The organism is Streptomyces sp. NPDC051133, assembly GCF_040682635.1.
Taxonomy (GTDB): domain Bacteria; phylum Actinomycetota; class Actinomycetes; order Streptomycetales; family Streptomycetaceae; genus Streptomyces.
Map to the genome: position 1 here is coordinate 15,516 of NZ_JBFBBK010000002.1, position 23,755 is coordinate 39,270.

The 23,755-nt window shown below is 70.2% G+C and carries 20 protein-coding genes, 3 pseudogenes and 2 riboswitches; of the genes and pseudogenes, 10 read left to right on the plus strand and 13 right to left on the minus strand.

The genetic code is table 11. The features are described from left to right. The 3 genes from AB0N17_RS02230 to metE all read left to right on the plus strand — a co-directional run bounded on the left by AB0N17_RS02230 (position 1) and on the right by metE (position 5,782). On the plus strand, positions 1 to 1,524 hold the full coding sequence (locus tag AB0N17_RS02230) for an aldehyde dehydrogenase family protein (protein WP_366009168.1): 1,524 nt from the start codon (positions 1 to 3) through the stop codon (positions 1,522 to 1,524). Positions 1,525 to 2,037: 513 nt separating this feature from the next. After that, positions 2,038 to 2,886 (plus strand): 3-hydroxybutyryl-CoA dehydrogenase, encoded by an 849-nt coding sequence (locus AB0N17_RS02235; protein ID WP_366009169.1) that lies wholly within the window; start codon positions 2,038 to 2,040, stop codon positions 2,884 to 2,886. A gap of 188 nt (positions 2,887 to 3,074) precedes the next feature. Beyond that, positions 3,075 to 3,298, plus strand: a riboswitch (cobalamin riboswitch). Positions 3,299 to 3,463: 165 nt separating this feature from the next. Further along, positions 3,464 to 5,782 carry a 5-methyltetrahydropteroyltriglutamate--homocysteine S-methyltransferase gene (gene metE / locus AB0N17_RS02240; protein WP_366009170.1) on the plus strand — a complete coding sequence of 773 codons (2,319 nt, stop codon included), beginning with the start codon at positions 3,464 to 3,466 and terminating at the stop codon, positions 5,780 to 5,782. Positions 5,783 to 5,857: 75 nt separating this feature from the next. On the opposite strand, the pseudogene AB0N17_RS02245 reads toward metE, so the two are convergent. The 3 genes and pseudogenes from AB0N17_RS02245 to AB0N17_RS02255 all read right to left on the minus strand — a co-directional run. Then, positions 5,858 to 6,019, minus strand: a pseudogene (locus AB0N17_RS02245) (citrate/2-methylcitrate synthase); the annotation flags it as partial. Between the two features lie 165 nt (positions 6,020 to 6,184). Further along, on the minus strand, positions 6,185 to 6,358 hold the full coding sequence (locus AB0N17_RS02250) for a hypothetical protein (RefSeq protein ID WP_366009171.1): 174 nt from the start codon (positions 6,356 to 6,358) through the stop codon (positions 6,185 to 6,187). A gap of 113 nt (positions 6,359 to 6,471) precedes the next feature. Beyond that, complete coding sequence (locus tag AB0N17_RS02255; protein ID WP_366009172.1) at positions 6,472 to 6,876, minus strand: metalloregulator ArsR/SmtB family transcription factor; 405 nt, start codon at positions 6,874 to 6,876, stop codon at positions 6,472 to 6,474. A 79-nt stretch (positions 6,877 to 6,955) separates the two neighbouring features. Then, positions 6,956 to 7,146: riboswitch (cobalamin riboswitch) on the plus strand. A 26-nt stretch (positions 7,147 to 7,172) separates the two neighbouring features. Here AB0N17_RS02255 and AB0N17_RS02260 point away from each other — a divergent pair. Next, a complete protein-coding gene (locus AB0N17_RS02260) occupies positions 7,173 to 8,282 on the plus strand; it encodes a HoxN/HupN/NixA family nickel/cobalt transporter (RefSeq protein WP_366009173.1) in 1,110 nt (369 codons plus the stop codon). A gap of 165 nt (positions 8,283 to 8,447) precedes the next feature. On the opposite strand, the pseudogene AB0N17_RS02265 reads toward AB0N17_RS02260, so the two are convergent. Next, positions 8,448 to 8,708, minus strand: a pseudogene (locus AB0N17_RS02265) (Fe-Mn family superoxide dismutase); the annotation flags it as partial. After that, positions 8,701 to 9,183 (minus strand): annotated as a pseudogene (gene cbiT, locus AB0N17_RS02270) (precorrin-6Y C5,15-methyltransferase (decarboxylating) subunit CbiT); the annotation flags it as partial. The pseudogenes AB0N17_RS02265 and cbiT, both read right to left, overlap by 8 nt. A 100-nt stretch (positions 9,184 to 9,283) precedes the next feature. Between cbiT and tsaD the strand changes: the two are divergent. The 5 genes from tsaD (at position 9,284) to AB0N17_RS02295 (ending at position 14,018) form a co-directional block, all read left to right on the plus strand. Beyond that, on the plus strand, positions 9,284 to 10,333 hold the full coding sequence (gene tsaD, locus AB0N17_RS02275) for a tRNA (adenosine(37)-N6)-threonylcarbamoyltransferase complex transferase subunit TsaD (protein WP_366009174.1): 1,050 nt from the start codon (positions 9,284 to 9,286) through the stop codon (positions 10,331 to 10,333). Further along, a complete protein-coding gene (locus AB0N17_RS02280; RefSeq protein ID WP_366009175.1) occupies positions 10,333 to 10,905 on the plus strand; it encodes a GNAT family N-acetyltransferase in 573 nt (190 codons plus the stop codon). Before tsaD ends, AB0N17_RS02280 begins: the two co-directional genes overlap by 1 nt. A 58-nt stretch (positions 10,906 to 10,963) precedes the next feature. Beyond that, complete coding sequence (locus AB0N17_RS02285) at positions 10,964 to 11,233, plus strand: antibiotic biosynthesis monooxygenase (protein WP_366009176.1); 270 nt, start codon at positions 10,964 to 10,966, stop codon at positions 11,231 to 11,233. Positions 11,234 to 11,391: 158 nt separating this feature from the next. Continuing rightward, positions 11,392 to 13,041 (plus strand): allantoin permease, encoded by a 1,650-nt coding sequence (locus tag AB0N17_RS02290; RefSeq protein WP_366009177.1) that lies wholly within the window; start codon positions 11,392 to 11,394, stop codon positions 13,039 to 13,041. A gap of 83 nt (positions 13,042 to 13,124) precedes the next feature. Next, positions 13,125 to 14,018: a phosphorothioated DNA-binding restriction endonuclease gene (locus AB0N17_RS02295; protein WP_366009178.1), complete on the plus strand. Its 894-nt coding sequence runs from the start codon at positions 13,125 to 13,127 to the stop codon at positions 14,016 to 14,018. 139 nt (positions 14,019 to 14,157) lie between these two features. Here AB0N17_RS02295 and AB0N17_RS02300 read toward each other — a convergent pair whose 3' ends face one another. From AB0N17_RS02300 to AB0N17_RS02320, 5 genes are all read right to left on the minus strand, one after another. Further along, positions 14,158 to 15,099, minus strand: coding sequence for an isocyanide synthase family protein (locus AB0N17_RS02300; RefSeq protein WP_366009179.1), 942 nt, complete (start codon positions 15,097 to 15,099; stop codon positions 14,158 to 14,160). Between the two features lie 154 nt (positions 15,100 to 15,253). After that, positions 15,254 to 16,516, minus strand: a complete 1,263-nt coding sequence (locus AB0N17_RS02305) for a cytochrome P450 (protein WP_366009180.1) — start codon at positions 16,514 to 16,516, stop codon at positions 15,254 to 15,256. Between the two features lie 11 nt (positions 16,517 to 16,527). Then, entirely contained in the window at positions 16,528 to 18,354 is a 1,827-nt protein-coding gene (gene asnB / locus AB0N17_RS02310) for an asparagine synthase (glutamine-hydrolyzing) (RefSeq protein WP_366009181.1), read from the minus strand. A gap of 18 nt (positions 18,355 to 18,372) precedes the next feature. Further along, complete coding sequence (locus AB0N17_RS02315) at positions 18,373 to 19,788, minus strand: MFS transporter (RefSeq protein ID WP_366009182.1); 1,416 nt, start codon at positions 19,786 to 19,788, stop codon at positions 18,373 to 18,375. Positions 19,789 to 19,919: 131 nt separating this feature from the next. Further along, positions 19,920 to 20,084, minus strand: a complete 165-nt coding sequence (locus AB0N17_RS02320; protein ID WP_366009183.1) for a hypothetical protein — start codon at positions 20,082 to 20,084, stop codon at positions 19,920 to 19,922. A 343-nt stretch (positions 20,085 to 20,427) separates the two neighbouring features. Between AB0N17_RS02320 and AB0N17_RS02325 the strand changes: the two genes are divergently transcribed. Continuing rightward, on the plus strand, positions 20,428 to 20,643 hold the full coding sequence (locus AB0N17_RS02325; protein ID WP_366009184.1) for a heavy-metal-associated domain-containing protein: 216 nt from the start codon (positions 20,428 to 20,430) through the stop codon (positions 20,641 to 20,643). A 54-nt stretch (positions 20,644 to 20,697) separates the two neighbouring features. On the opposite strand, the gene AB0N17_RS02330 is transcribed toward AB0N17_RS02325, so the two are convergent. From AB0N17_RS02330 to AB0N17_RS02340, 3 genes are read right to left on the minus strand one after another with little or no spacing between them, the layout of a single operon-like run. Further along, on the minus strand, positions 20,698 to 21,516 hold the full coding sequence (locus AB0N17_RS02330) for an ABC transporter ATP-binding protein (protein ID WP_366009185.1): 819 nt from the start codon (positions 21,514 to 21,516) through the stop codon (positions 20,698 to 20,700). After that, complete coding sequence (locus AB0N17_RS02335; RefSeq protein ID WP_366009186.1) at positions 21,513 to 22,586, minus strand: iron ABC transporter permease; 1,074 nt, start codon at positions 22,584 to 22,586, stop codon at positions 21,513 to 21,515. Before AB0N17_RS02335 ends, AB0N17_RS02330 begins: the two co-directional genes overlap by 4 nt. Before the next feature lie 2 nt (positions 22,587 to 22,588). Further along, positions 22,589 to 23,665, minus strand: coding sequence for an ABC transporter substrate-binding protein (locus AB0N17_RS02340; protein WP_366009187.1), 1,077 nt, complete (start codon positions 23,663 to 23,665; stop codon positions 22,589 to 22,591). Between the last annotated feature and the right edge of the window lie 90 nt (positions 23,666 to 23,755).

Consider the following 23,755-nt stretch of genomic DNA (forward strand, 5'->3'; position numbering starts at 1 on the left):
ATGACTCGTTACGCGGCGCCGGGCACCGAGGGCGCGATCGTCTCCTACCAGGCGCGCTACGACCACTTCATCGGCGGTGCGTACGTGCCGCCGACGCGCGGGCAGTACTTCGAGAATCCGTCGCCGGTCAACGGGCAGCCGTTCACGGAGATCGCGCGCGGTACCGCGGAGGACGTCGAGCGGGCGCTGGACGCGGCGCACGAGGCCGCCCCGGGGTGGGGCCGTACGTCGGTGACGGAGCGCAGTGACGTCCTGCGCAGGATCGCCGACCGGATGGAGGCCAACCTCGAAGCCCTCGCGGTCGCGGAGAGCTGGGAGAACGGCAAACCGGTGCGGGAGACGCTGGCGGCGGACATCCCGCTGGCGATCGACCACTTCCGCTACTTCGCGGGGGCGATCCGGGCGCAGGAGGGGTCGCTGGGCGAGATCGACGACGACACGGTGGCGTACCACTTCCACGAGCCGCTGGGGGTCGTCGCGCAGATCATCCCGTGGAACTTCCCGATCCTCATGGCGGCGTGGAAGCTGGCGCCGGCGCTCGCCGCGGGCAACGCGGTCGTCCTCAAGCCCGCGGAGCAGACCCCGGCGTCCATCCACTACTGGATGAGCCTGATCGCGGACCTGCTGCCGCCGGGTGTCGTGAACATCGTCAACGGCTTCGGGGTCGAGGCGGGCAAGCCGCTGGCGTCCAGTCCGCGGGTGGCGAAGGTGGCGTTCACCGGTGAGACCACTACGGGGCGGCTGATCATGCAGTACGCCTCGGAGAACATCAAGCCGGTCACCCTCGAACTCGGCGGCAAGTCCCCGAACATCTTCTTCGACGACGTGTGGGCGCACGACGACGACTTCCGCGACAAGGCGCTCGAGGGCTTCACCATGTTCGCGCTCAACCAGGGCGAGGTGTGCACCTGCCCGTCCCGGGCGCTGGTCCAGCGGGGCCACTACACGGAGTTCCTCGAGGCGGCGGTCGAGCGCACCCGGCAGATCAAGCCGGGCCACCCGCTGGACACCGACACGATGATCGGCGCCCAGGCCTCCAACGACCAGCTGGAGAAGATCCTGTCCTACCTGGACATCGGCCGGCAGGAGGGCGCGAGGGTCCTCACGGGCGGGGAGCGCATCGAGCACGACGGCGAGCTGAAGGGCGGCTACTACGTCCAGCCGACCGTCTTCGAGGGCGACAACCGGATGCGGATCTTCCAGGAGGAGATCTTCGGGCCGGTCGTCTCGGTGGCTTCGTTCGACGACTTCGACGACGCGATCAAGATCGCCAACGACACGCTGTACGGCCTCGGCGCGGGCGTGTGGACCCGGGACGCCAACACCGCCTACCGCGCGGGACGCGCGATCCAGGCGGGCCGGGTGTGGACCAACTGCTATCACGCCTACCCCGCGCACGCGGCGTTCGGAGGCTACAAGCAGTCCGGCATCGGCCGCGAGACGCACAAGATGATGCTGGAGCACTACCAGCAGACGAAGAACATTCTAGTTTCATACAGTCCTCAGAAGCTCGGGTTCTTCTAGAGCCTGAAGTCGGTTTGCCTGGAGGCAACATTGGGCTCCAGGCAACCAGACCCGGTAGGTACCTGCTGTAATCAATTGGGTTCGTCGCGTTACCGACTGGCATCCGAGAGAGTTCCCGCCGGACCAGTCGCGGACCAATAGCGCCGAAAGACATCGCTCCAGGAGCCGTCCGCTCACGAGCGCAGCGACCCGCCGATACTCGGCAGCGGCGCCCGAACAGCCAGCAGTTCTCAGCTGGGCAGCGGCCACCGTTGAGCGCCGCGACCCATTGAACACACCGCCCCGGCTGCCCGACATCCCCCAAGCCACGAGCCGACGACCTGAAACCCTTCCTCGGGCACTGGAGCCCTTACGGCCCACCTACTGAACGTCCGCACCGCACGGTGAGCGCACACACAACCGCAGTTCAGTGGCTCTTCGCGACCGGTTCAATCGCGGCACACCGACGTGGTGGGTCATCGGAAACACGTGGCAGGAACGCCAACCTGCCATAATCGCAAGTCAATCTGGCCTGTGGCCGTCGTGGGCGGCGGTCAGATGGGCGCCGGCATCGCCGAGGTCTGCGCACGGGCAGGGCTCGACACCGTGGTGTGCGAGGTGGACGCGGTGGCGGCCCGCGCCGCACGGGATCGGGTGTCGGCGTCACTCGACCGCGCCGTACGGCGCGGCAAGCTGGAGGATGCCGCCGCGCGGGACGCCTTCGCCCGTTTGGTCTTCACCGGTGATCTGGAGGACCTGGCCGACCGGCAGCTGGTCGTCGAAGCCGTTGTCGAGAACACGGATGCCAAGGCCGAGGTGTTCGCCGCCCTCGACAAGATCGTCGAGGATCCCGCCGCGGTTCTCGCCACCAACACCTCATCCCTCCCGGTCATGCGGCTCGGCATGGCCACGAGCCGCGCGGACCGGGTCGTGGGACTGCACTTCTTCAACCCCGTCCCCGTGCTGCCGCTGGTGGAGGTCGTGACCTCGCTGCACACGTCGGCCGGCACGACCTCCGCGGTCGAGGACTTCGCGGCCCGTGTGCTCGGCAAGACCGTGATCCGGTCCCAGGACCGGGCCGGCTTCGTCGTCAACGCGCTGCTCATCCCCTACCTGCTGTCCGCGATCCGAATGGCCGAGTCCGGCTTCGCCACGGCCGCCGACATCGACACCGGCACGGAGCTGGGCTGCGCTCACCCGATGGGCCCACTGAAGCTCGCAGACCTGATCGGACTGGACACCGTCGCCTCGATCGCCGAGTCCCTCTACGACGAGTTCCGCGAGCCGCTGTACGCGCCACCGCCGCTGCTCCACCGGATGGTGGAGGCAGGACTGCTCGGCCGGAAGACCGGCAGGGGATTCCACACCTACGACCAGGGCTGAGGACCTGGTACGACGCGGGCTGAGGGGCCCGTACCGCCGGCGGGTTGAGGGTCCCGCACGGCGACTCAGGGGAAGGGCGGGAAGCGTGAGTGCGGGCGCTTCCCGCCCCGTGGCGTTCCTGGCGTCGAGATTCCCACTTCACCATCCGGATGGTGGACGTAGCGCGTTCCTCGAACGCAGTACCCCGTACGCTGACCGGAGCAGCTGGTTCGCCCCGTCCGCCAGGCGGGATGCGTCGCAAGAGGGAACCCGGTGGGAATCCGGGACTGCCCCGCAGCGGTGAGCGGGAACGACCGCCGTCATACGCACTGGGCCCGACGTACTGGGCCTGGGAAGCGACGGCCAGTAGGTGTCCTCCTCGGTGAGGACGTGCCCGCGAGTCCGAAGACCTGCCAACTGCCCGCGCTCGAAGCACTCGTGCGCGGACATCCCGGTGACCTCGAGGGCGGGTCGGCGTACACACCAGACGGACGACCGTGCCTTGCCGCGCCAGGTCATTCCTGTCAGGTTCGTCACCCCTTCGCGCTCTCGTCCCGTCTCCGGGATCTCAGGGATTCATCTCGCGAAGGAGATCTCCGTGACAGCGAAGTCCGCAGCCGCGGCAGCACGGGCCACCGTGTACGGCTACCCCCGCCAGGGTCAGAACCGGGAACTGAAGAAGGCGATCGAGGGCTACTGGAAGGGCAGCGTCACCGCCGACGCCCTACGAGCCGCCGCCACCAACCTGCGCCGGACGAACTGGCAGCAGCTGGCCGAAGCCGGCATCGACGAAGTGCCGACCGGTGACTTCTCGTACTACGACCACGTGCTCGACACCACCGTCATGGTCGGTGCGGTCCCCGCCCGCCATCGGGCCGCCGTCGCCGCGGACGCGCTGGACGGGTACTTCGCCATGGCGCGCGGCACCAAGGACGTGGCGCCGCTTGAGATGACGAAGTGGTTCGACACGAACTACCACTATCTGGTGCCGGAGTTGGGCCCGGACACGGTGTTCACCGCGAACTCGACCAAGCAGGTCGGCGAGTTCAAGGAGGCCCTCTCCTTGGGCCTGACCGCCCGGCCCGTCCTCGTCGGACCCATCACCTACCTCCTGCTGGCCAAGGCCGCGCCAGGCGTGGCCGCCGGCTTCGACCCCCTCGTCCTCCTCGACCGGCTCCTTCCGGTGTACGCCGAGGTCCTCGTCGATCTGCGCGCGGCCGGCGCGGAATGGGTGCAGGTCGACGAGCCCGCCCTGGTCCAGGACCGTACGCCGGCCGAGCTGAGTGCCGCCGAACGTGCCTACCGTGACCTCGGCGCCCTGACCGACCGTCCCAAGCTGTTGGTCGCCTCCTACTTCGACCGCCTGGGTGACGCGCTGCCGGTGCTCGCCAAGGCTCCGGTGGAGGGGCTGGTCCTGGACTTCACCGAGGCCGCCGCCGCCAACCTGGACGCGCTCGCGGCCGTCGGCGGGCTGCCCGGCAAGCGCCTGGTCGCGGGTGTCGTCAACGGCCGCAACATCTGGGTGAACGACCTGGAGAAGTCCCTCTCCACGCTCGGCACTCTGCTCGGTCTTGCCGACCGGGTCGACGTGTCCGCTTCTTGCTCCCTGCTGCACGTCCCCCTCGACGCTGCCATGGAACGCGGCATCGAGCCACAGATCCTTCGCTGGCTGGCCTTCGCGAAGCAGAAGACGCGTGAGATCGTCACCCTCGCCCAGGGCCTCGCGCACGGCACCGACGCCATCGCCGCGGAGCTGGCCGCGAACCGAGCCGATCTGGCCTCCCGCGCGAACTCCCCCATCACGCACGACCCAGCCGTCCGTGCCCGTGCAGCCGCCGCCACCGAGGCCGACGCCCGCCGGTCCCAGCCGTACGCCGAGCGGACCACCGCCCAGCGCGCCCGCCTCGGGCTGCCGCTGCTGCCGACGACTACGATCGGCTCCTTCCCGCAGACGGACGAACTGCGCACGGCCCGCGCCGACCTGCGCGCCGGACGCATCGACACGGCCGGCTACGAAGAGCGCGTCAAGGCCGAGATTCAGGAGGTGATCTCCTTCCAGGAGAAGGCCGGCCTGGACGTCCTGGTGCACGGCGAGGCCGAACGCAACGACATGGTCCAGTACTTCGCCGAGCAGCTCACCGGCTACCTCGCCACCCAGCACGGCTGGGTCCAGTCCTACGGCACCCGCTACGTCCGCCCGCCGATCCTGGCCGGCGACATCTCCCGCCCCGAGCCGATGACCGTGCGCTGGACGACGTACGCCCAGTCCCTCACCCACCGCCCGGTCAAGGGCATGCTCACCGGCCCCGTCACCATGCTCGCCTGGTCCTTCGTCCGCGACGACCAGCCCCTCGGCGACACCGCCCGCCAGCTCGCCCTCGCCCTGCGTGACGAGGTGAACGACCTGGAAGCCGCGGGCACCTCGGTGATTCAGGTGGACGAGCCCGCACTGCGCGAAACGCTGCCGCTCCGCGCCGCCGACCGGCCCGACTACCTCACCTGGGCCACGGAGGCGTTCCGGCTCACCACGGCCGGTGTGCGTCCGGACACTCAGATCCACACACACATGTGCTACGCCGAGTTCGGCGACATCGTCCAGGCCATCGACGACCTCGACACCGACGTCATCAGCCTGGAGGCCGCCCGCTCCCACATGCAAGTCGCCCGCGAACTGGCCGCGCACGGCTACCCGCGCGAGGCCGGACCCGGTGTCTACGACATCCACTCCCCGCGCGTACCGAGCGCCGAGGAGGCGGCCGAACTGCTGCGCATCGGCCTGAAGGCCATTCCCGCAGAACGCCTGTGGGTCAACCCCGACTGCGGCCTGAAGACTCGCGGCTGGCCGGAGACCCGCGTCGCCCTGGAGAACCTGGTCGCAGCCGCCCGCATCGTGCGCGGTGAGCTCTCCCAGTCCTGATCCTGTCGAGAACCAGGGCCGGGGCGCTCGTGCCCCGGCCCTGCCAAACAAGTACCTCTCCTGCCCGACGTGGGGCTACGAGGCGCTCGGAACCGGCCGCTGCACCGGTGCGTCGTAGGAGGCGAGCGGCTGGGTCAGCGCGTTGTGGGCGAGCTGTCCGGTGATGTGAGCGGTCCAGCCGGTGATCCGGCTCATCACAAAGTTCGGCGTGAAGACAGGGACGTCGAAGCCCACCAGGTCCCTGCCGGGGCGGTCCGCGCCGCCTGAGGCGTCATGGCGCGGCGCGCCACGTGAGCCTGGAAGTGTGACCAGGTGGGGCTGGTCGTTGTGCGCGGCGAAGTCGTACATGCCCACGACGTCGGGGTGGTTGAGCCGGGCCGCGATCTGCGCCTCCAGGCGGAATCACTCGGTGTCTTCCGCCTCCTCGGCATGCAGCAGTTTGACCACCACGGCCCGCCCGAGGAGTTGGTCGCAGTCCCGCCACACCTCGCCCGGAAACTGGCGGCCAAGGAATGCGGCGGCACCCGAATCACACGCCCCCATTCCGTACGGAAAAGTGCCCTGCCGCGTGAACATTTAGGCAAGTGCCTGCGGTGAGCGTTTGGGAACATCGAACTGCTCGGTCAGGCCAGAAAGCACGGAAGGCCCCGGCAGGAACACGGGAGTGCCGGTTGCGGATCCCCTCACTGTCACCCTGTGTCGCTTCCTCGTCCTGACAGTGCGCCGTCGACGCTCACCCCCTCGTGTGACGCGCAGTGTTTCAGCAAAGCGGAGATCCGGTCGTCGACGAGACGGTAGCGCACGATCCGGCCGTCCTTCTCACCCTGGACGATGCCTGCGGCCCGCAGCAGACGCAGCGCCTGGGACACGGCGGTGTCCCGCATACCGGTGGCAACGGCGAGGTCGGAGACGGCGATGGGGCCCGCCTCGTGGAGGGCCAGCAGCAGGGAGAGGCGCCCAGGATCCGAGAGCAGGGAGAAACGGTCGGCCCAGGCGCGTACCCGCTCGGGCTCGCCGACGGCCGCGATGGCGTCGCAGACCCGATGGCCGTCGATGGTCCGCTGCCCTGCACGTTCCGCGGGGACGAGATGCATGCGCTCATCATCGCAGTCACCGGCCCCCGTCTCCATACCTGATCAGTTGTGCAACCTTGCAGCCACCGGCTGCCGCCTTCTAGGGTGGGCGGGCCGTGGTGTTCGGGAAGACCGGTGACAGCCCCTCAAGGGCTCAGTCCGGAGCGGCCCTCGCCACTGTGATCGGGGAGTTCCCGCCCCATGCGTTGCCACTGGCCTCACGGCCGGGAAGGCAGGGGCGGGCGCGATGACCCGTCAGCCAGGAGACCGGCCACGGCAGCACGAAGCTGATCCACGAGGTGTTGGAGCGTGACCGTATGACCGTGTCCCCAGGCGTGCCCGAAACCGCCGCCGCCCCTTCCTTCCGCTGGCGCCGCGAGGACACCGTCCGCACCGCCGGCCTGCTGGCCGTGATCGTCGCTCTGCACGTGGCCGCCTTCGGAATCCTGTTCCTGCTCGTGGTGCCGCACCACTACGAGGTCGGTACCAAGGCGTTCGGGGTGGGCCTCGGCATCACGGCCTACACCCTCGGTATGCGGCACGCCTTCGACGCGGACCACATAGCCGCGATCGACAACACCACCCGCAAGCTGATGGCCGACGGCAAGCGGCCCGTCTCGGTGGGCTTCTGGTTCGCCCTCGGCCATTCCAGCGTGGTGGTCGCCATGGCCGCGCTGGTCGCCGGCGGCGCCAAGCTCGCCGGCACCCTGATGAACGACGGCTCCAGCACCCACCAAGTCCTCGGCACCGTGGGCACCACCGTCTCCGGCGGCTTCCTGTACCTGATCGCCGCCCTCAACCTGGTCGCCCTGCTCGGCATCGCCCGCGTCTTCAAGGCCATGCGCGCCGGGCAGTACGACGAGGCGGAGTTGGAAGCCCACCTCGACTCGCGCGGCTTCATGAACCGCCTCCTGGGCCGCCTCACCAAGTCCATCCGCCGCCCCGGCCAGATGTTCCCGCTCGGCTTCCTCTTCGGCATCGGCTTCGACACCACCACCGAGGTCCTGCTCCTCGCCCTGGCCGGGAACGGCGCCGCGGCCGGCCTGCCCTGGTACGCGATCCTGTGCCTGCCCCTCCTCTTCGCCGCCGGCATGAGCCTGTTCGACACCCTCGACGGCACCTTCATGAACTTCGCCTACCAGTGGGCCTTCTCCAACCCCGTGCGGAAGGTCTTCTACAACCTCACCATCACCGGCCTGTCCATCGCGGTGGCCTTCTTCGTCGGCACCATCGAACTGGTCGGGGTGCTGCACGACAAACTGGGACTGAACGACGACGTCTCCGGCTGGATCGCGGACCTGAACCTGGACAACGTGGGCTACGTCATCGTCGGCCTGTTCGTGGTCGTCTGGGCCGCGGCCATCGGCTACTGGCGCCTGGCGAAGGTCGAGGAGCGCTGGAGCGCCCGCACCGCCGACACCGGCTGACGGCACAGCCGCAAACCGGCCGGCCGACGGACCCCGGTTCACTACTGCACCGACAGCAGAAAGGCTCCCGCGAGCATGTCCTCGCGGGAGCCTTCCGTTGTGCCGCCTGCCTGTGAAAGGTGAGAAGACGATCACGAGGCAGGACGCTTTGAGTGCTCTACGGCGTCACGGCTTGAGCAGCAGGCTGTCGCCGCGCTCCTTGGCGGCGGCGTAGCGCTTGGCCACGTCCTGCCAGTTGACCACCTGCCACATGGCCTCGATGAAGTCCACCTTCTGGTTCTTGTACTGCAGGTAGAAGGCGTGCTCCCAGGCGTCGAAGACCAGGATGGGCGTGGAGCCCTGGCCGACGTTGCCCTGGTGGTCGTAGACCTCTTCGACGATGAGGCGGCCGCTCAGCGGCTCGTAGGCGAGCACACCCCATCCGGCCGCCGACCGGCAGCGTGACCCAGCAGGCAGCTGGCAGACCGGGCGCGGTGAGCCCGCCACAGATGAACACGGTGTCTGGCGCCGGGAGTTCGGTCAGCACGGCAGGTGCCGTGCCAGTGACGACGGGGAGCCCGGGCACGCCCAGTCGCTCGGCGTTCCGCACGATCCACTCCGCACGCACCGGGCCCCGCTCGACGGTGAGCGCCCGGCAAGACGGCTGCGTGCGCAGCCACTCGATCGCGATCGATCCCGATCCCCCGCCGATGTCCCACAACAGCTCGCCCGGCACGGCTGCGAGCACGCCCAGCGTGGCGGCCCGGACATGCCGCCTGGTGAGCTGCCCGTCTTGCTCGTACGCGCCATCGGGCTGCCCGGGAACGGCGCCGAGCCGGGGCCGGTCGGTGTCCGGTGCGCGGCGGACCTCGGCGGCGACGACGTCGAGGGGATCCCCGGGCCGGTGCGACCAGTCGTCGGCAGCACCTGGCTCCGACCAGCATCTTCGCGCCCAGGTGCACAACGCGGAGCCTTATTGCACACTATTCGCAATAACTTATCCATCGCAGACAGAGGTGAGTATGAGCTCTCCCGTCGTGCTCGGAATCGAGTCGTCCTGCGACGAGACCGGCGCGGGACTCGTCCAGGACGGGCGGCTGCTCGGTCACGCAGTGGCGTCGAGCATGGACGAACACGCCCGCTACGGCGGCGTCGTACCGGAGATCGCGGCCCGGGCGCACGTCCATGCGGTCCGGCCCGTGGTCCAGCGCGCCCTGGACGAGGCCGGACTGCGGCTGACCGACATCGGCGCGGTGGCGGTGACCACCGGGCCCGGCCTGTCCGGCGCGCTCCAGGTCGGCCTGGCCGGGGCGAAGGGGCTGGCCTACGCCCTGGGCGTCCCGCTCTACGGCGTCCACCACCTCGCCGGCCACGTCGCCGCCGACACCCTCGAACACGGCCCGCTACCCCACCCCTGCATGGTGCTGATCGTCTCCGGCGGCCACACCTCTCTGCTCCTCGTCCAGGACCTCGCCCGCGACCCGATCACCCATCTCGGCGACACCCTCGACGACGCCGCCGGTGAGTGCTTCGACAAGGTCGCGCGCGTCTTCGGACTGCCGTACCCCGGTGGCCCGGCCATCGATCGGGCAGCGCGCGCGGGGGATCCGTACGCTGTCCCCTTCCCCCGCCCCCTGCCGGGCTCGTACGACTTCTCCTTCTCCGGGCTGAAGACGGCGGCGGCGCGCTGGGCCGAGAGTCACACGGGCGCCGAGCTGCCGGTCGCGGACGGGGCCGCGTCCCTTCAGGAGGCGGTCGCGGACGTGCTGACCCGCAAGTCGGTCGCGGCCTGCGTCGAGCACGGAGTGGGCACCCTGGTCGTGGTCGGCGGGGTCGCCGCCAACTCGCGTGTCCGCTCGCTGGCCGAGGAGCGGTGCCGTGCCGCGGACATCGAGCTGCGCGTACCCCCGCTGCGGCTGTGCACGGACAACGGCGCGATGATCGCCGCCGTCGGCGACCTCCTCGTACGGGCCGGAGCCGAACCGGCACCCCTGGACCTGTCCATCGACCCCTCGGCACCCCTGGAGTACGCCGCCCTTCATCCCACGGCCAGGACGGCGGTGGCCGCCTGATGACTGCGGACATCCACGTCTTCCGCGACGAGCACCTGCTGGAGCACTCCGACGCCCTGCGCTCCCTCTACGCCGACGCCTTCTGCGCCCCGCCCTGGAACGAGGGCCAGGAGCGGGCCGACGCGTTTCTCATCCGGCTGGCGGACAACGTCAGGCGCCCCGGCTTCACAGCAGCGCTCGCCTTCACGGGATCGGACGTCGTCGGCTTCACCACCGCCTGGACGACCATGGCTCCCTTCCCCACCGACCGCTGCTACCCCCAGGCCGCCGCCGGCCTGGGCCCGGAGCGCACCAGGGAGTGGCTGTGCGGAGCCCGCGAGATCGACGAACTCGCCGTCTGCCCCGCAGCACGCGGCACGGGCCTGGCCGACGCGTTGCTGGAGGCGGTCACCGCGGACGCTCCCGAGGGCCGCTCCTGGCTGCTCACCTCGGTGCGGTCCCCCAGGGCCATGGCCTTCTATCGCCGCCACGGCTGGACCCAGGCCACCCACCCTTCCCCCGAAGGCATAGGCACTGCCGTCTTCCTCGGCCCGCGCCATCCGGCGCGCGCCCTCGCCGCCTTGCCTCCGTAGACCTTCACGTCCATCCCGGGGGGCGTACCTCCGCCACTCGAAGTGAGAGGACAGCTCCATGACCGTTACGCCACACATCGACACCGCCCGCCCCGTGGCAACCCTCATCAACGTCTTCACCGTCTCCCCCGACCGCCAGCCCGAACTGATCGACCTGCTCGCCCGCGCCACGGAGGAAACGATGAAGCACCAACCCGGCTTCATCTGCGCCAACTTCCACGCCTCCCAGGACGGCGAACATCAGCCCACCGCCGCTGAGTCCGAGACCACGAGACGGCAGGTGAGTTCTCGGAAACGTCGCGTTCACGACGGCGGGAACCGACGGTAACAACCGCTTTCTAGCGTGACCGGCCGTGGGATCAGAACCGTATAAACGGCCGCACGCGACGCATGACGGTCCGTCGGCTCCCCCGTCCTGCCGATGACGCCAAGCGGGGCTCTTCCCCACCTCGAAGCACCCGCACAGGCACCATCGGGAGGCGCAACGTGAGTACCACCGAGTCACGGCTCACATCGACAGGCACGGCGAAAGCCACCGACGAACAAGCGGTCAAGGAGACACTGGAGGACTACACCCTCCGGTTCGCTCCGCGCAGTTACCGCCGCTGGGCCCCCATGGTCGTGGCGACCACCGCGCTCGGCGGCATCGCCTACATGGCCGACTTCTCCATCGGCGCCGGCATCGGCCTGGCCCATGGCACCGGCAACGCGCTCGTCGCCATCGCGGTGGCCGCCGTCGTCATCTTCGTCACCGGCCTCCCCCTCGCCTACTACGGCGCCCGCTACAACATCGACCTCGACCTCATCACCCGAGGCTCCGGCTTCGGCTACTACGGCTCGGTCCTCACCAGCGTCATCTTCGCCAGCTTCACCTTCATCTTCTTCGCCCTCGAAGGCTCGATCATGGCCCAGGGCCTGAAGCTCGGCCTGGGACTGCCGCTGTGGCTGGGCTACTTGATCTCCACGTTGATGGTCATCCCGCTGGTCGTCTACGGCATGAAGGCGCTCAGCAAGCTCCAGATATGGACGACCCCGATCTGGCTGCTGCTGATGGTCGGCCCGCTGGTCTACCTCATCGCCACTGACCCCGGCACCGTCGACCGCTTCCTCTCCTACGCCGGCACGAACGGCGACGGCGGCGTCAACACCGCATCCGTACTGCTGGGCGCGGGCGTGTGCCTGTCGCTGATCGCGCAGATCGGCGAGCAGATCGACTACCTGCGCTTCATGCCGCCCAAGACCGAGGCGAACAAGCGCACCTGGTGGACCGCCGTGGTCATGGCCGGCCCGGGCTGGGTGGTGCTCGGCGCGCTCAAGCAGACCATCGGCGTCTTCCTCGCCGTCTACATCCTCGCCAAGGTCGGCCCGCCCACCGCGACCGAGCCGATCCAGCAGTTCCGCGGCGCCTTCGACGCGATGATGCCGTCCTGGCTGGTCATCCCGCTGGCCGTGGCCCTGGTCGTCATCAGTCAGATCAAGATCAATGTGACGAACGCGTACTCCGGCTCGCTCGCCTGGACCAACTCCTTCACCCGCGTCACCAAGCACTACCCCGGCCGCATGGTCTTCGTCCTCGTCAACCTCGGCTTCGCGCTCACCCTGATGGAAGCCGACATGTTCAGCTTCCTCAACAGCATCCTGGGCTTCTACTCGAACTGCGCCATCGCCTGGGTCGTCACCGTCGCCACCGACATCGGCGTCAACAAGTACCTGCTGAAGCTGTCGCCGCTCCAGCCCGAGTTCCGCCGGGGCATGCTCCACGCGGTCAACCCGGTCGGCGTCGTGTCCTTCGCAGCCGCCTCCGGCCTGTCCATCGCCATGTACTTCCACGGCCTCGGCGACACCCTCCAGCCGTACTCCCCCGTCGCCGCCGCCGTCATCGCCTTCGTCCTCACCCCCATGATGGCGATCGTCACCAGGGGCAGGTACTACCTGCGCCGCACCGACGACGGCATCGAGGAGCCCCTGCTGGACGCCGACGGCAACCCGAGCGCGCTCACGCTCGACTGTCACGTCTGCCACCAGCCGTACGAGCGCCCGGACCTGACCGCCTGCGCCACCCACGACGCGGTGGTGTGCTCCCTGTGCCTCAGCACGGACGAGCTCGGCGACCACGTGCTGCCGGCCACCGCATAGCCGGCGCCCCATCGCTTCCCCGCAGTGGGCGGGGCTCTCCGGTCCCCCTCATGTCCTTGAGAGGCCGTCTACGATCACCCCTCATGGACTGGCTGGAGCGGGTCGCGAAGCTGAGGCAGTGGACCAGGAGCGGCACCCGCGCTCCGCACAAGCCACTGCTGCTCCTGTACGCCCTCGGCCGGTTCCAGGAGGACGCGGAAGGCGGCCTGCGCTACAGCGCGGTGGAGCAGAACCTGCAACGGCTTCTGACCGAGTACGGCCCGCCCAACAAGACCACGCCCGCCTACCCCTTCCACCACCTGGTCAGCGACGGTGTGTGGGAAGTGCGCACCGATCGCGGGCCCGGCAGCCCGGGAAGCGGAGTGCGGGATCTCCGGGAGACGGGCGCCACCGGGCAGCTCGCGCCCGACTTGAGAGCAGCTCTGCGGCGCGAGCCCGCCCTGCTCGGCAGAATCGCCAGGTTGCTGCTCGACCTGCACTTCCCGCCCTCCCTTCACGGTGACCTGTGCGAAGCCATCGGCCTTGAGCTGGAGCCGGCAGAGACCGAGCAGCTCGCGACGGTGCCCAGGCAGCGGGACCGGCGGATGCGCGAACTGGTGCTGACCGCCTACGAGTACCGGTGCGCCTTCTGCGGTTACGACGGCAGGATCGGCGCGGTGCCGGTCGGACTGGAGGCCGCCCATGTGCGCTGGTGGGCGTTCGGCGGCCCCGACGACATCGACAACGGGCTGTGCCTGTGCTCGCTGCACCACAAACTCTTCGACAAGGGCGTCCTCGGTGTCGGCGACGGCCACCGCATCCTGGTCTCACAACGCTTCGTCGGCCACAGCCCCGCCGCCCACGAGCACGTCATAGCCCTCGCCGGCCGCCCACTCCTCGGCCCACAGCCCGGCGCGCGCCCTGTTGCCGCAGCTCACCGCGACTGGCACGCCCGCCAGGTCTTCCACGGCGAACCGCGCCCCGCTACGGCTGCCTGACCGCTGGGCATTCCCTGAGATTGCCCGCCTTCACAGGAGCCCCTCACACCCATCGGTGATGGAGCGCATCAGCCTCGCATGACGTCATGCTTCCGAGCGAGCCCGGCCCAGCGAAGTCGCGTCCGGACTTCGTGAAGGGTCACGCGGCCGGATTTTCCTCGAAATGGCTCGGTCTGCCGTCCTGCATCATGAGGCGGCCCCTGGGAATGGCTTGCCGGTGGGGCAGGAGGGTCCACGTGTCGTCCCTGCGATGCAAGGCCGTCGAGTGCCAAGGAGTCGTCCAGGCGTCGGGAGCGTCGAGGAGGCGGATGCCGAATTTCGGGGCGCCGATGGGTTGGGGGTGGATGGAGAGGCGTACGGCGCGGGGGTGCTGTTCGGCGATCAGGGCGCCCCAGGCGCGGCTGCGCTGGATGACGCCGTAGGCGCGTTGCCGGCAGCCGCGTTGGAGGGCGGAGCGGGTGCCGGTCCAGTCGGCGGTGTCCTCGACGAGGAAGCGGGTGATGCCCCGGTAGAGGGCGAGGGCCTGGTCGTCGGCGCGGGTCTCGGCGCGGAGGGCCTCCAGGGTGGGGGCGTAGCGCTCGTGGATGTGGGTGCGTTTCGTGTCGTGCGGGAGGTCGCCGAGGACGTCGCGGAGGTCGAAGACGGACAGTCTGTGCAGGTCCATCCGGCCCATTTGGATGCGTAGGTCGTCGGCGTAGGCGTCGATGTGGTCGTCGGGGACGCCGATGAGGTCACCGAAGGCGTGGCCGTCGGAGCAGATGATCACATGGGCGCCGGGCGAGTAGATCCGCTCGATCTGGGTGCACAGGGTGTTCAGGAAGGTCAGGGAGAGGCGTTCGCCCTGGTCGGGGAGGTGGCCGAGGACCTTGGTCGGGTTGGGGGACTTGCAGGGGAAGCCGGGCAGCGTGAAGACGATGGGGGCTCCGTCGCGTACGAAGGCGGCGATGCGGCGCAGCTGATGCGGGAACGCTTCCGCGGGAGCGGGGACGCGGTCGGTCGTGCGGTGATGGGGCAGGAGCAGGTTCAGGATCTCGGTGGCGATGCTCGCGGGCAGGGTGTCCGGCGCGGTCGTCAGGGGCATGTCGCCTCTCCTGGAGTACGAGGAAGTACGAGGGCACGTCGACATGGCGCCGTGGCGGGAGGGAGTGGAAGCCAGGCGCCTGGGGTCAGGGGGCGTGGGTCAGCCGGGGCCGGGTCGGCCGGTGTGGCCGGACCCGGTCAGCGGTACGTCGGTGTCAGAGGCGCCGGTCGTAGCCGACGGGCAGGTGGTTGGTGCCGCGGCCCAGGACGGCCGGGATCCACTCGATATCCTCGTCTCCGACGGCCGGATGGAGGCCGGGCAGGCGGGCGAGGAGGGTGCCGAGGGCGATCTGGAGTTCGGCGCGGGCGAGGGCGGCGCCGGGGCAGAAGTGGATACCGTGACCGAAGGCGAGGTGGGGGTTGGGCGCGCGGTCGAAGTCCAAGGTGTCCGGGGCGGGGAAGCGGCGCGGGTCGCGGTTGGCCGCGCACAGGGAGACGATCACGGAGTCACCGGCCGGGACCTCCGTGCCGTGCAGGTCACTGTCCTTGTCGAAGAAGCGCCAGGTGGTCAGCTCGAAGGCACTGTCGTAGCGGAGGAGTTCCTCGACCGCGCGGGGCAGCAGGTCCGGGTTGTCGCGCAGGCGGGTGAGCTGCTCCGGGTTGCGGAAGAGGGCGATCAGGGCGGTGGTGATCTGGTTGGTGACCGGCTCCTGGCCTGCGACCAGGAGCTGGAAGATCATCGAGTCCAGCTCCTCCTGGGACAGTTCGCGGCGGTCGCGGGCCACGACGAGGCGGCTGAGCAGGTCGTCGTCCCAGTGTTCTCGCTTGTGGGTGACGACATCGGCGATGTAGCTCTGCAGGCCGTGCAGGCGGCCCTCGTAGAGGGGGCGTCCGGGGTCGGTGGGTCCGACCGGCTGGACGACCTTGCCCCAGTCGCGGTCGAAGCGGGCCGCGAGTTCCTGCGGGAGACCGATGACTTCGGCGAGGACCTGGAAGGAGAAGTGCGCGGCGAAGCCGGTGACGAGGTCCGCGGGACCGTGCTGCGGCAGTGCGTCGACGAGGGCGTCGGCCAGTTTCTGGAAGCGCGGGCGGAGCTGCTCGATGCGGCGCGGGGTGAACGCGTCCGTCACGAAGCGGCGCATCCGGGTGTGCTTGGGCGGGTCCTGGTGGAGGAGGTGGACCTGGAGCTGGGAGTGCTGCGGCTCGGGCATGATCGAGGCGCGGGCGCGCCAGCGGTCGTTGCCGCGGTCGTGGTTCTTGCCGAGGCGGTCGTCGTTCAGCGCGGCGTGGGCGGCGTCGTAGCCGGTGACGAGCCAGGCTTGGACGCCGCTGGGGAAGAGGACCCGGTGGACGGGTCCGGCCTCGCGCATCTGCTCGTACAGGGGGTACGGGTTGGCCTTGTAGGGGCAGCCCATCAGCGGCATCGGGTCGGGCAAGGTGTCCGGATCCGCGGCTGACTGCTGTTCGTGGAGGGTCATGGGGAGGCTCCTCAGAGGGCGAGTTCGGGCCGGTGGTGGTCCAGCCAGAGGGAGAGGTCGACGACGCGTTCGAGGCGCAGGCGGTGGCCCCACTCCAACCGGTCGGGCGCCGTGTCGAGGCAGGGCTTGATGCGGGTCTCGTCGGCGAGGGCGCGGACCTGCTCGGTGGCCAGGGCTTCGCGGGCAAGGTCCTGCAGGCCGCGGTTGTAGTCCGGGTGGTGGGTGGCCGGGTAGTGGTTCTTCGGGCGGTACAGGACCGAGTCCGGAGCGAGGCCGGCACCCATCGCACGCAGAAGGCTCTTCTCGCGGCCGTCGAAGCTTTTCAGCGGCCAGGGTGTGTTGAAGGCGTACTCGACGAGCCGGTGGTCGCAGTACGGGACGCGCACCTCCAGGCCCTGGGCCATGCTGAGGCGGTCCTTGCGGTGGAGGAGTTGGCGCAGCCAGCGGGTCAGGGACACGTGCTGCATCTCGCGCTGCCGGTGCTCGGCGGGACTCTCGCCGTCCGCGTGCGGTACGGCGGCCAGGGCGGTGCGGTAGGTGTCGTCACGGAACTCGCCGATGCGCAGGTCGAGTTCGGGGTTGAGCGGCATGGCGGCCTCGTCGCCCGTCACCAGCAGCCAGGGGAAGGTTTCCGCTGCCAGGGCCTTCGGGTTGTGGAACCAGGGGTAGCCGCCGAAGACCTCGTCGGCCGCCTCGCCGGAGAGGGCGACGGTGGAGTGTCGCCGTATCTCGCCGAACAGCAGGTACAGCGAGGTGTCCATGTCGCCCACCCCGATGGGCGAGTCGCGGGCCACGACGACCGCCCTGCGGTGCTCCGGGTCGAGCAGGGCGCGCGGGTCGAGGACGACCGTGCTGTGGTCGGTGCCGATGAAGGCGCCGGCTTCAGTGGCGTAGGGCGTGTCGTGGCCGGTGCGCAGGACGTCGCCGGTGAACTGTTCCGCCTGGTCGCTGTAGTCCACGGCGTAGGAGCGGATCCGGGCGTCCGGGCCTTCGCGCAGGCGGAGTTCGTCGGCGAGCAGGGCGGTCAGGACGGTGGAGTCGATGCCGCCGGAGAGCAGGCTGCACAGCGGGACGTCCGCTTCGAGCTGGCTGCGGGCCGCCCCGCCGACCAAGGCGCGGATCCGCTCGATGGCCGTGTCCCGGTCGTCGGTGTGCTCGGCGGCCTCCAGCTGCCAGTAGCGGCGTTCGCGGAAGCCGGCCCGGTCCAGGACCAGCAGTCCGCCGGGCTCGACCTCCCGCACCCCGGACCACACGGTCGGCCCGGTGTTGAACAGCAGGCTGTACGCCTCGCGGAGTCCGTCCGAGTCCACGCGCGGCCGGATCTCCGGGTGGGCGAACAGCGCCTTCGGTTCGGAGGCGAAGGCGAGGCCGCCGTCGACAGTGGCCCAGAACAGGGGCTTCACCCCGAGCCGGTCGCGCACCAGGAGCAGCCGCTGGGCGCGCTCGTCCCACACGGCGAAGGCGAACATGCCCTCCAGGTGCTCGGCCACCGCCTCGCCCCACTCGGCGTACGCGCGCAGCACCACCTCCGTGTCGCTGCGCGTGTGGAACGCATGGCCCCGGCCGCGCAGCTCGGTGCGCAGTTCGTGGTGGTTGTAGACCTCGCCGCTGTAGCTGAGCACGATGGACGGCTTCTCGGGCCGGTCGGTCATCGGCTGTGCGCCGCCTTCGAGGTCGATGACGGCCAGGCGCCGGTGGCCGATCGCCGCCCGCTCACCGAGCCAGACGCCTCCGGCGTCGGGTCCGCGCAGGGTGAGGGTGGCGGTCATGGCCTCGATGACCGGGGCCTGGGTGTGGGCGTCGTGGTGGAAGGACGCCCAGCCGGTGATTCCGCACATGGGAAACGACTACTCGGTTCAGGGGCGGTGGGCGGCGGGAGCCGCGTCGGTGGACATCTCTTGCACGAGCGCCGGCCTGCGTCCCCGCAGTGCGAGCAGCGGTACGGCGACACAGGCGGCGACCGCCGCCAGGGCCAGCCCGGCCGTCACGCCGTCACCGCCTCCGGCCAGGCCCAAGGCGGCGGTGGCCAGGGCCGGGCCGAGGGTGAAGCCGAGGCTTCGGGCCAGCTGTACGGACGAGCCCACGGTCGCCGTGTGGTCCGGCGGGGCGGCACCCATGACGAGGGCCTGGGTGGGACCTCCGTTCAGCCCCATGCCGAGGCCGGCCACCGCCAGCCGCCAGGCCACGTCCACCGGCGACCAGTCACCCCCCAGCGGAACGAGGAGGAGCAGACCGGCGGTGATGAGGGCAGCGCCGATGACCGCCACTGGACGGGCCCCGCACCTGTCGGCGAGGCGTCCGCCGACCGGGCCGGCCAGTCCCATGCCGAGGGGGAAGGCGAGGACGGTCAGCCCTGTGGTGGTGGCGCTGACGCCGTCGTCGCGCTGGAGGTGCAGGGCGACGACGTAGTGCATGGCGGCGAACCCGGCCGCCAGCGCCAGCACCGCCGTATGCGCCCGGAACAGCCCCGCCGCCCGCAGTGCACCGGCCACCGGACGACCGCCCGATCCCCGCAGCCACCACCGCAACGGCGGTACAGCGGCAAGCGCGAGCACCAGCCACGCCGGACTTCCCGGCGCCAGGGTCAGCGCCAGCAGCAGAGCGGTCACGCCGGAACCCACCAGCACTGCATCCGCCGCCGACCGCCGGTCAGGCAAGCGCAGGCCGCCGTCCCTCGGCATCGCCCTCCACGCCACGACCAGGGCGAGCAGACAGAAAGGGATCTTGACCAGGAAGACGGCGCGCCAGCCCAGGTGGTCCAGCAGCAGTCCACCCACCGCCGGGCCGGTCACCGCGCCCAGCGGGCCCAGTGTCGCGGGCACGCTCATGGCGCGCCCGCGCAGCTCCGGCCGTACCGAACGCAGGGCGAGCACCGGCATCAGCACGAAGAGCACGGCCCCGAACGCGCCCTGCGCGAGGCGGGCGGCGATCAGCCAGGCCGGCCACGGTGCGGCGGCCGCCAGCGCGCTGCACAGACCGAAGCCGGCCGTCGCGACCAGCAGGGCGGAGCGCGTCCCGACCCCGTCCAGCCACCGGCCGACAGGCAACAGCAGAGCGACCACGGGAAGTTGATAACCCAGGACCGCCCACTGGGCGGTCGCGGCGGAGACGTGCAGACCGTCGGCGATGTCCGCCAGGGCCACGTTGACGATGTTCATGTCGAGCATCGCCACGAACGACAGCAGGCCGGCCACGGCGACGAGCAGCCAGCGGTCCTCGTCGCCGACGGGTATGTGGCCGGGCCGTTCCGAACCGGGACTGTGGCCTGTCACCGTTGCCGCCCCTCACGGTCGTGGGTGGGCTGCCGGACGGCAGCCTCGTCCCACAAGTCGGGAGGGATCGCACATGAGTTCCCGGGCGCGTCCAAAAATCATGGCGGGCAGGCTGAAACTTTCCGCGCGGATCAGTCGCGGCGGCCGCCGCGTGGTGCCTTGCCCGACACGGCCGACTCCACCAACAGGTACAGCAGCGCGCAGAGGATCAGCCCGGCGGCACAGCCGACGGCCGCGCCGAACGCTCCGTCGACGATGAAGCCCAGCCAGCCGTACCCGGCTACGAGAACGGCCACGGTGGCCGCGGGCAACGGCCAGGCGACCCCGTTGATCCGCGTTCCGCCGCACCGGATCGTCCTGGGCTCAGGATCCCAAGGCCACATCGGGTGGGAACCGCTGTGCACGTCGTGCCGGAGCCGCGCCATCCGACTGCCCTCCCCCGAAGTGCTCAACACGCCCGCTGCCCGGTGCGTGTCGCGGAGGGTTCCTTCCCTCCCCCCGGACATCGAATCAACGTGCCTACGGCGGAACTCCGCGCTCCGCTCAGCCGACTACTGAGGTGACGGCGTCGGCCTGAACATCCGCGTTCGGGCATCCGTACGCCACGCCAAAGTCCCGTCCGTATCCAGGAGTTGCGCCATGGACCAGAAGCAGTACGACGTCACGGGAATGAGCTGCGAGCACTGTGCGGCGAGCATCAGGGAAGAGGTCTCCGAGGTACCCGGGGTGAGCGAGGCCGTGGTCGACCTCGCCGCCAAGTCCGTCACTGTGTACGGCACGGACCTTGACGACGAGCGGCTGCGCGCCGCGATCGTCGAGGCCGGGTACGGCATCGCCGACTCGATCGCCGCCTGATCCCGGCGGACGGCCGAGCGGGCAGGACGCGACCGTCGTCCTGCCCGAGCCCGTTCATCCCCGAGTGGGTGTCTCCATCGGCACCGCCGTCGGCACCTCGTCCGTCGGCGCCCTGTGGTCGAAGGCGATGAGCGGGTCACCGGTCAGGGGATGGTCGACCACCGCCGCTCGCACCCCGAAGACCTCCGCCATCAGCGCGGGCGTGAGCACTTCCCGCGGCGTGCCGGAGGCGACGACCGCTCCCCCGTGCAGGACATGGAGACGGTCGCATACGGAGGCGGCGGCGTTGAGGTCGTGCAGCGACACCAGGGTCGTACGACGCTGAGCGCGCAACAGGGCGAGCAGGTCGACCTGGTGGCGGATGTCGAGGTGGTTGGTCGGTTCGTCCAGCACCAGGACGTCCGGGTTCTGTGCGAACGCCCTTGCCAGCAGGACGCGTTGGCGTTCACCACCGGACAGGGCCGTGAAGCGGCGTCCGGCCTGCTCCGCCATGCCGACGTCGGTGAGCGCCTGCGCGACGATGTCCCGGTCGGCGGCGTCCTCCCCGGCGAAGGCGCGCTTGTAGGGGGTGCGGCCCATGGCGACGACCTCGCGCGCGGTCAGCTCGAAGTCGCTCCCGCGCTCCTGTGGGAGGGCGGCCACGTGTCGCGCCGACCGGAGCGGGGTCATCTCGCGCAGGTCGGTGCCGGCCAGAAGTACTCGCCCGGCCGTGGGCTTGAGGTGCCGGTAGACAGTGCGCAGGAGCGTGGACTTGCCGCTGCCGTTCGGCCCGACCAAGCCCGTGATCTCGCCATCGGCCGCGACAAGATGGACACCCGCGACGACCGTACGGCCCGCATAGGCGACGGACAGGTCCTCTATATCGATCCTCAACTGCCGCTCCCCAGGCGCCGGTCCAGCAGATACAGCAGGGCCGGAGCCCCGAGCAGAGAGGTGACCACACCGACCGGCAGCTCCTGGGTGTCCAACGCCGTACGGCACACGATGTCGACCACCACCAGGAGCAGGGCTCCGAACAACGCGGAGACCGGCAGGAGGCGGCGGTGGTCGCCGCCGACGACCAGGCGGCAGGCGTGCGGCACCATCAGCGCCACGAAGGCGATCGCACCGGAGACGGCCACCAGGACAGCGGTCAGCACGCTGGTCACCGTGAACAGTTCGCGGCGCAGCCGGGTGACGTCGATGCCGAGTCCGGCGGCCGTCTCGTCGCCCATCAGCAGGGCGTTCAGGCCCCGGGCGCGCGCCTGCAGCCACAGCAGCGCGAGCGGAACGGCCGTCGCGGGCACCGCGAGCAGCTGCCAGGTCGCTCCGCTGAGGCTGCCCATGAGCCAGAACAGGACGCTGTGGGTCTGCTGCTCGTCCCCGGCCTGCAACACCAGGTAGCTGGTGAAGCCGGACAGGAACTGGCCGATCGCGACCCCGGCCAGCACCAGCCGCAGCGGTGCGAAGCCTCCGCCGCGCCGGGCCACCGCCCACACCAGCGCGAACGTCGCCAGCGCGCCGGCGAAGGCCGCGCCGGACAGGCCCAGGCCCAGTGCCCCGCCCGCGCCGAGGCCGAGGACGATCGCGGCGACCGCGCCGAGGGAGGCGCCGTTGGAGATGCCCAGCAGGTAGGGATCGGCCAGCGGATTGCGCACCAACGCCTGCACGGCCGTACCAACGACCCCGAGGCCGGCGCCGACAAGGGCGGCAAGCAGTGCGCGCGGGACACGGAGCTGCCAGACGATGAGGTCGTCCGTGCCGGGTCGCGGCGCCTCGCCGGACAGCCGCCGCCACACCACGCTCCACACCTCGCCGGGCGGGATGGAGGTCGAGCCCCAGGCAACGGCGGCCGTCAGCGCGGTCAGCAGCGCCACGGCCAGAACCGCCGCCAGCGGACCGGCAGGCAGGCTGCCCCGCTCCTCCGCAGCCGCGGTCCTCCGGCGCACCAGTGTGAAGGCCACGGTCAGGCGACCTTGCCCGGGTACAGGGTCTTGGCGATGGCCTCGACCGTGTCGGCGTTCTCGACTCCAGCGATGGTGGTCTGCTCGGAACCGATGCGCAGGAAGTGGCCCTCCTTGACCGCCTTCAGCCCCTTGGTGGCCGGGTTTGACTTCAGCCACTGCTCGGCCTCGTCGAACGCCTTCTTGTTCGCCGCCTCGCTGCCGCGGTTGCGGACGCCGAGCTGGATCCAGTCCGGATTCTTGGCGATGACGTCCTCCCAGCCGACCTGCTTGTAGTCGCCGTCGCAGTCGGCGAAGACGTTGCGGGCCCCGGCCAGTGTGATCACCGCGTTGGCGACCTGACGGTTGCAGGTGACGCTGGGCTGCTTGGTACCGGCGTCGTAGTCGAAGAAGAAGTACGTGGGCCGGCTGTTCTCCGCCGTATCGCCGACCACCTTCTGGACGGCGGCCACCTTCTCCTTCATCCCGGCGACGAGTTTCTGTGCCTGAGCGCTCGTGCCCGTGACCGCGCCGAGAGAGGTGATGTCCTCCTCGACAGCGGACAGGTCGGTCACCGGAATCTTGCTCTGCGCCGCGCAGGCGGTGGACTTCAGGTAGATGTGCTTGATCCCGGCGGCCTTGAACTCCTCCGCCGTCGGCGCGTCGCCCATCCCTCCGCCGCCCATGCTGCCCATGGCGGCGAAGGTGTCGATGTAGAGGTCGGCGCCGGAGCCGAGCAGCCTCTCCTTCGGGATGACGGTCTGGCTGAGCACCTTGACCTTCTGCGCCTGCGCGTCGAGGGTGCCGGGCAGCGTGCCCTTGCCGGGCGGGAAACCCGTGCCGATCACCTTGTCGCCGGCGCCGAGGCGCAGCAGCAGCTCCAGGCCGGAAGCGTTGCTGGTGACGATTCTCTTCGGGGCGCTGGAGAAGGTGGACTTGGCTCCCATGCAGTCGGTGACGGACACCGGGTAGCCGCCGGAAGCCGCCTTTTCGGCCTGCCCCGCGGTCCCGTCCGCCGTGTCCTTCCCGCCGCCGCAGCCCGCCACCAGCAGGCCGCCCAGCACGGCGGCTGCCGTACCGCCCCACACACGAGAACGCATCGAACAACTCCCGGATCCACTCGGTACACGGGCGAGCTTCCGTCACCCGCTCCAGTAGTCGGCGCGAAGGCGCCCTGAGTTCCCCGCCAG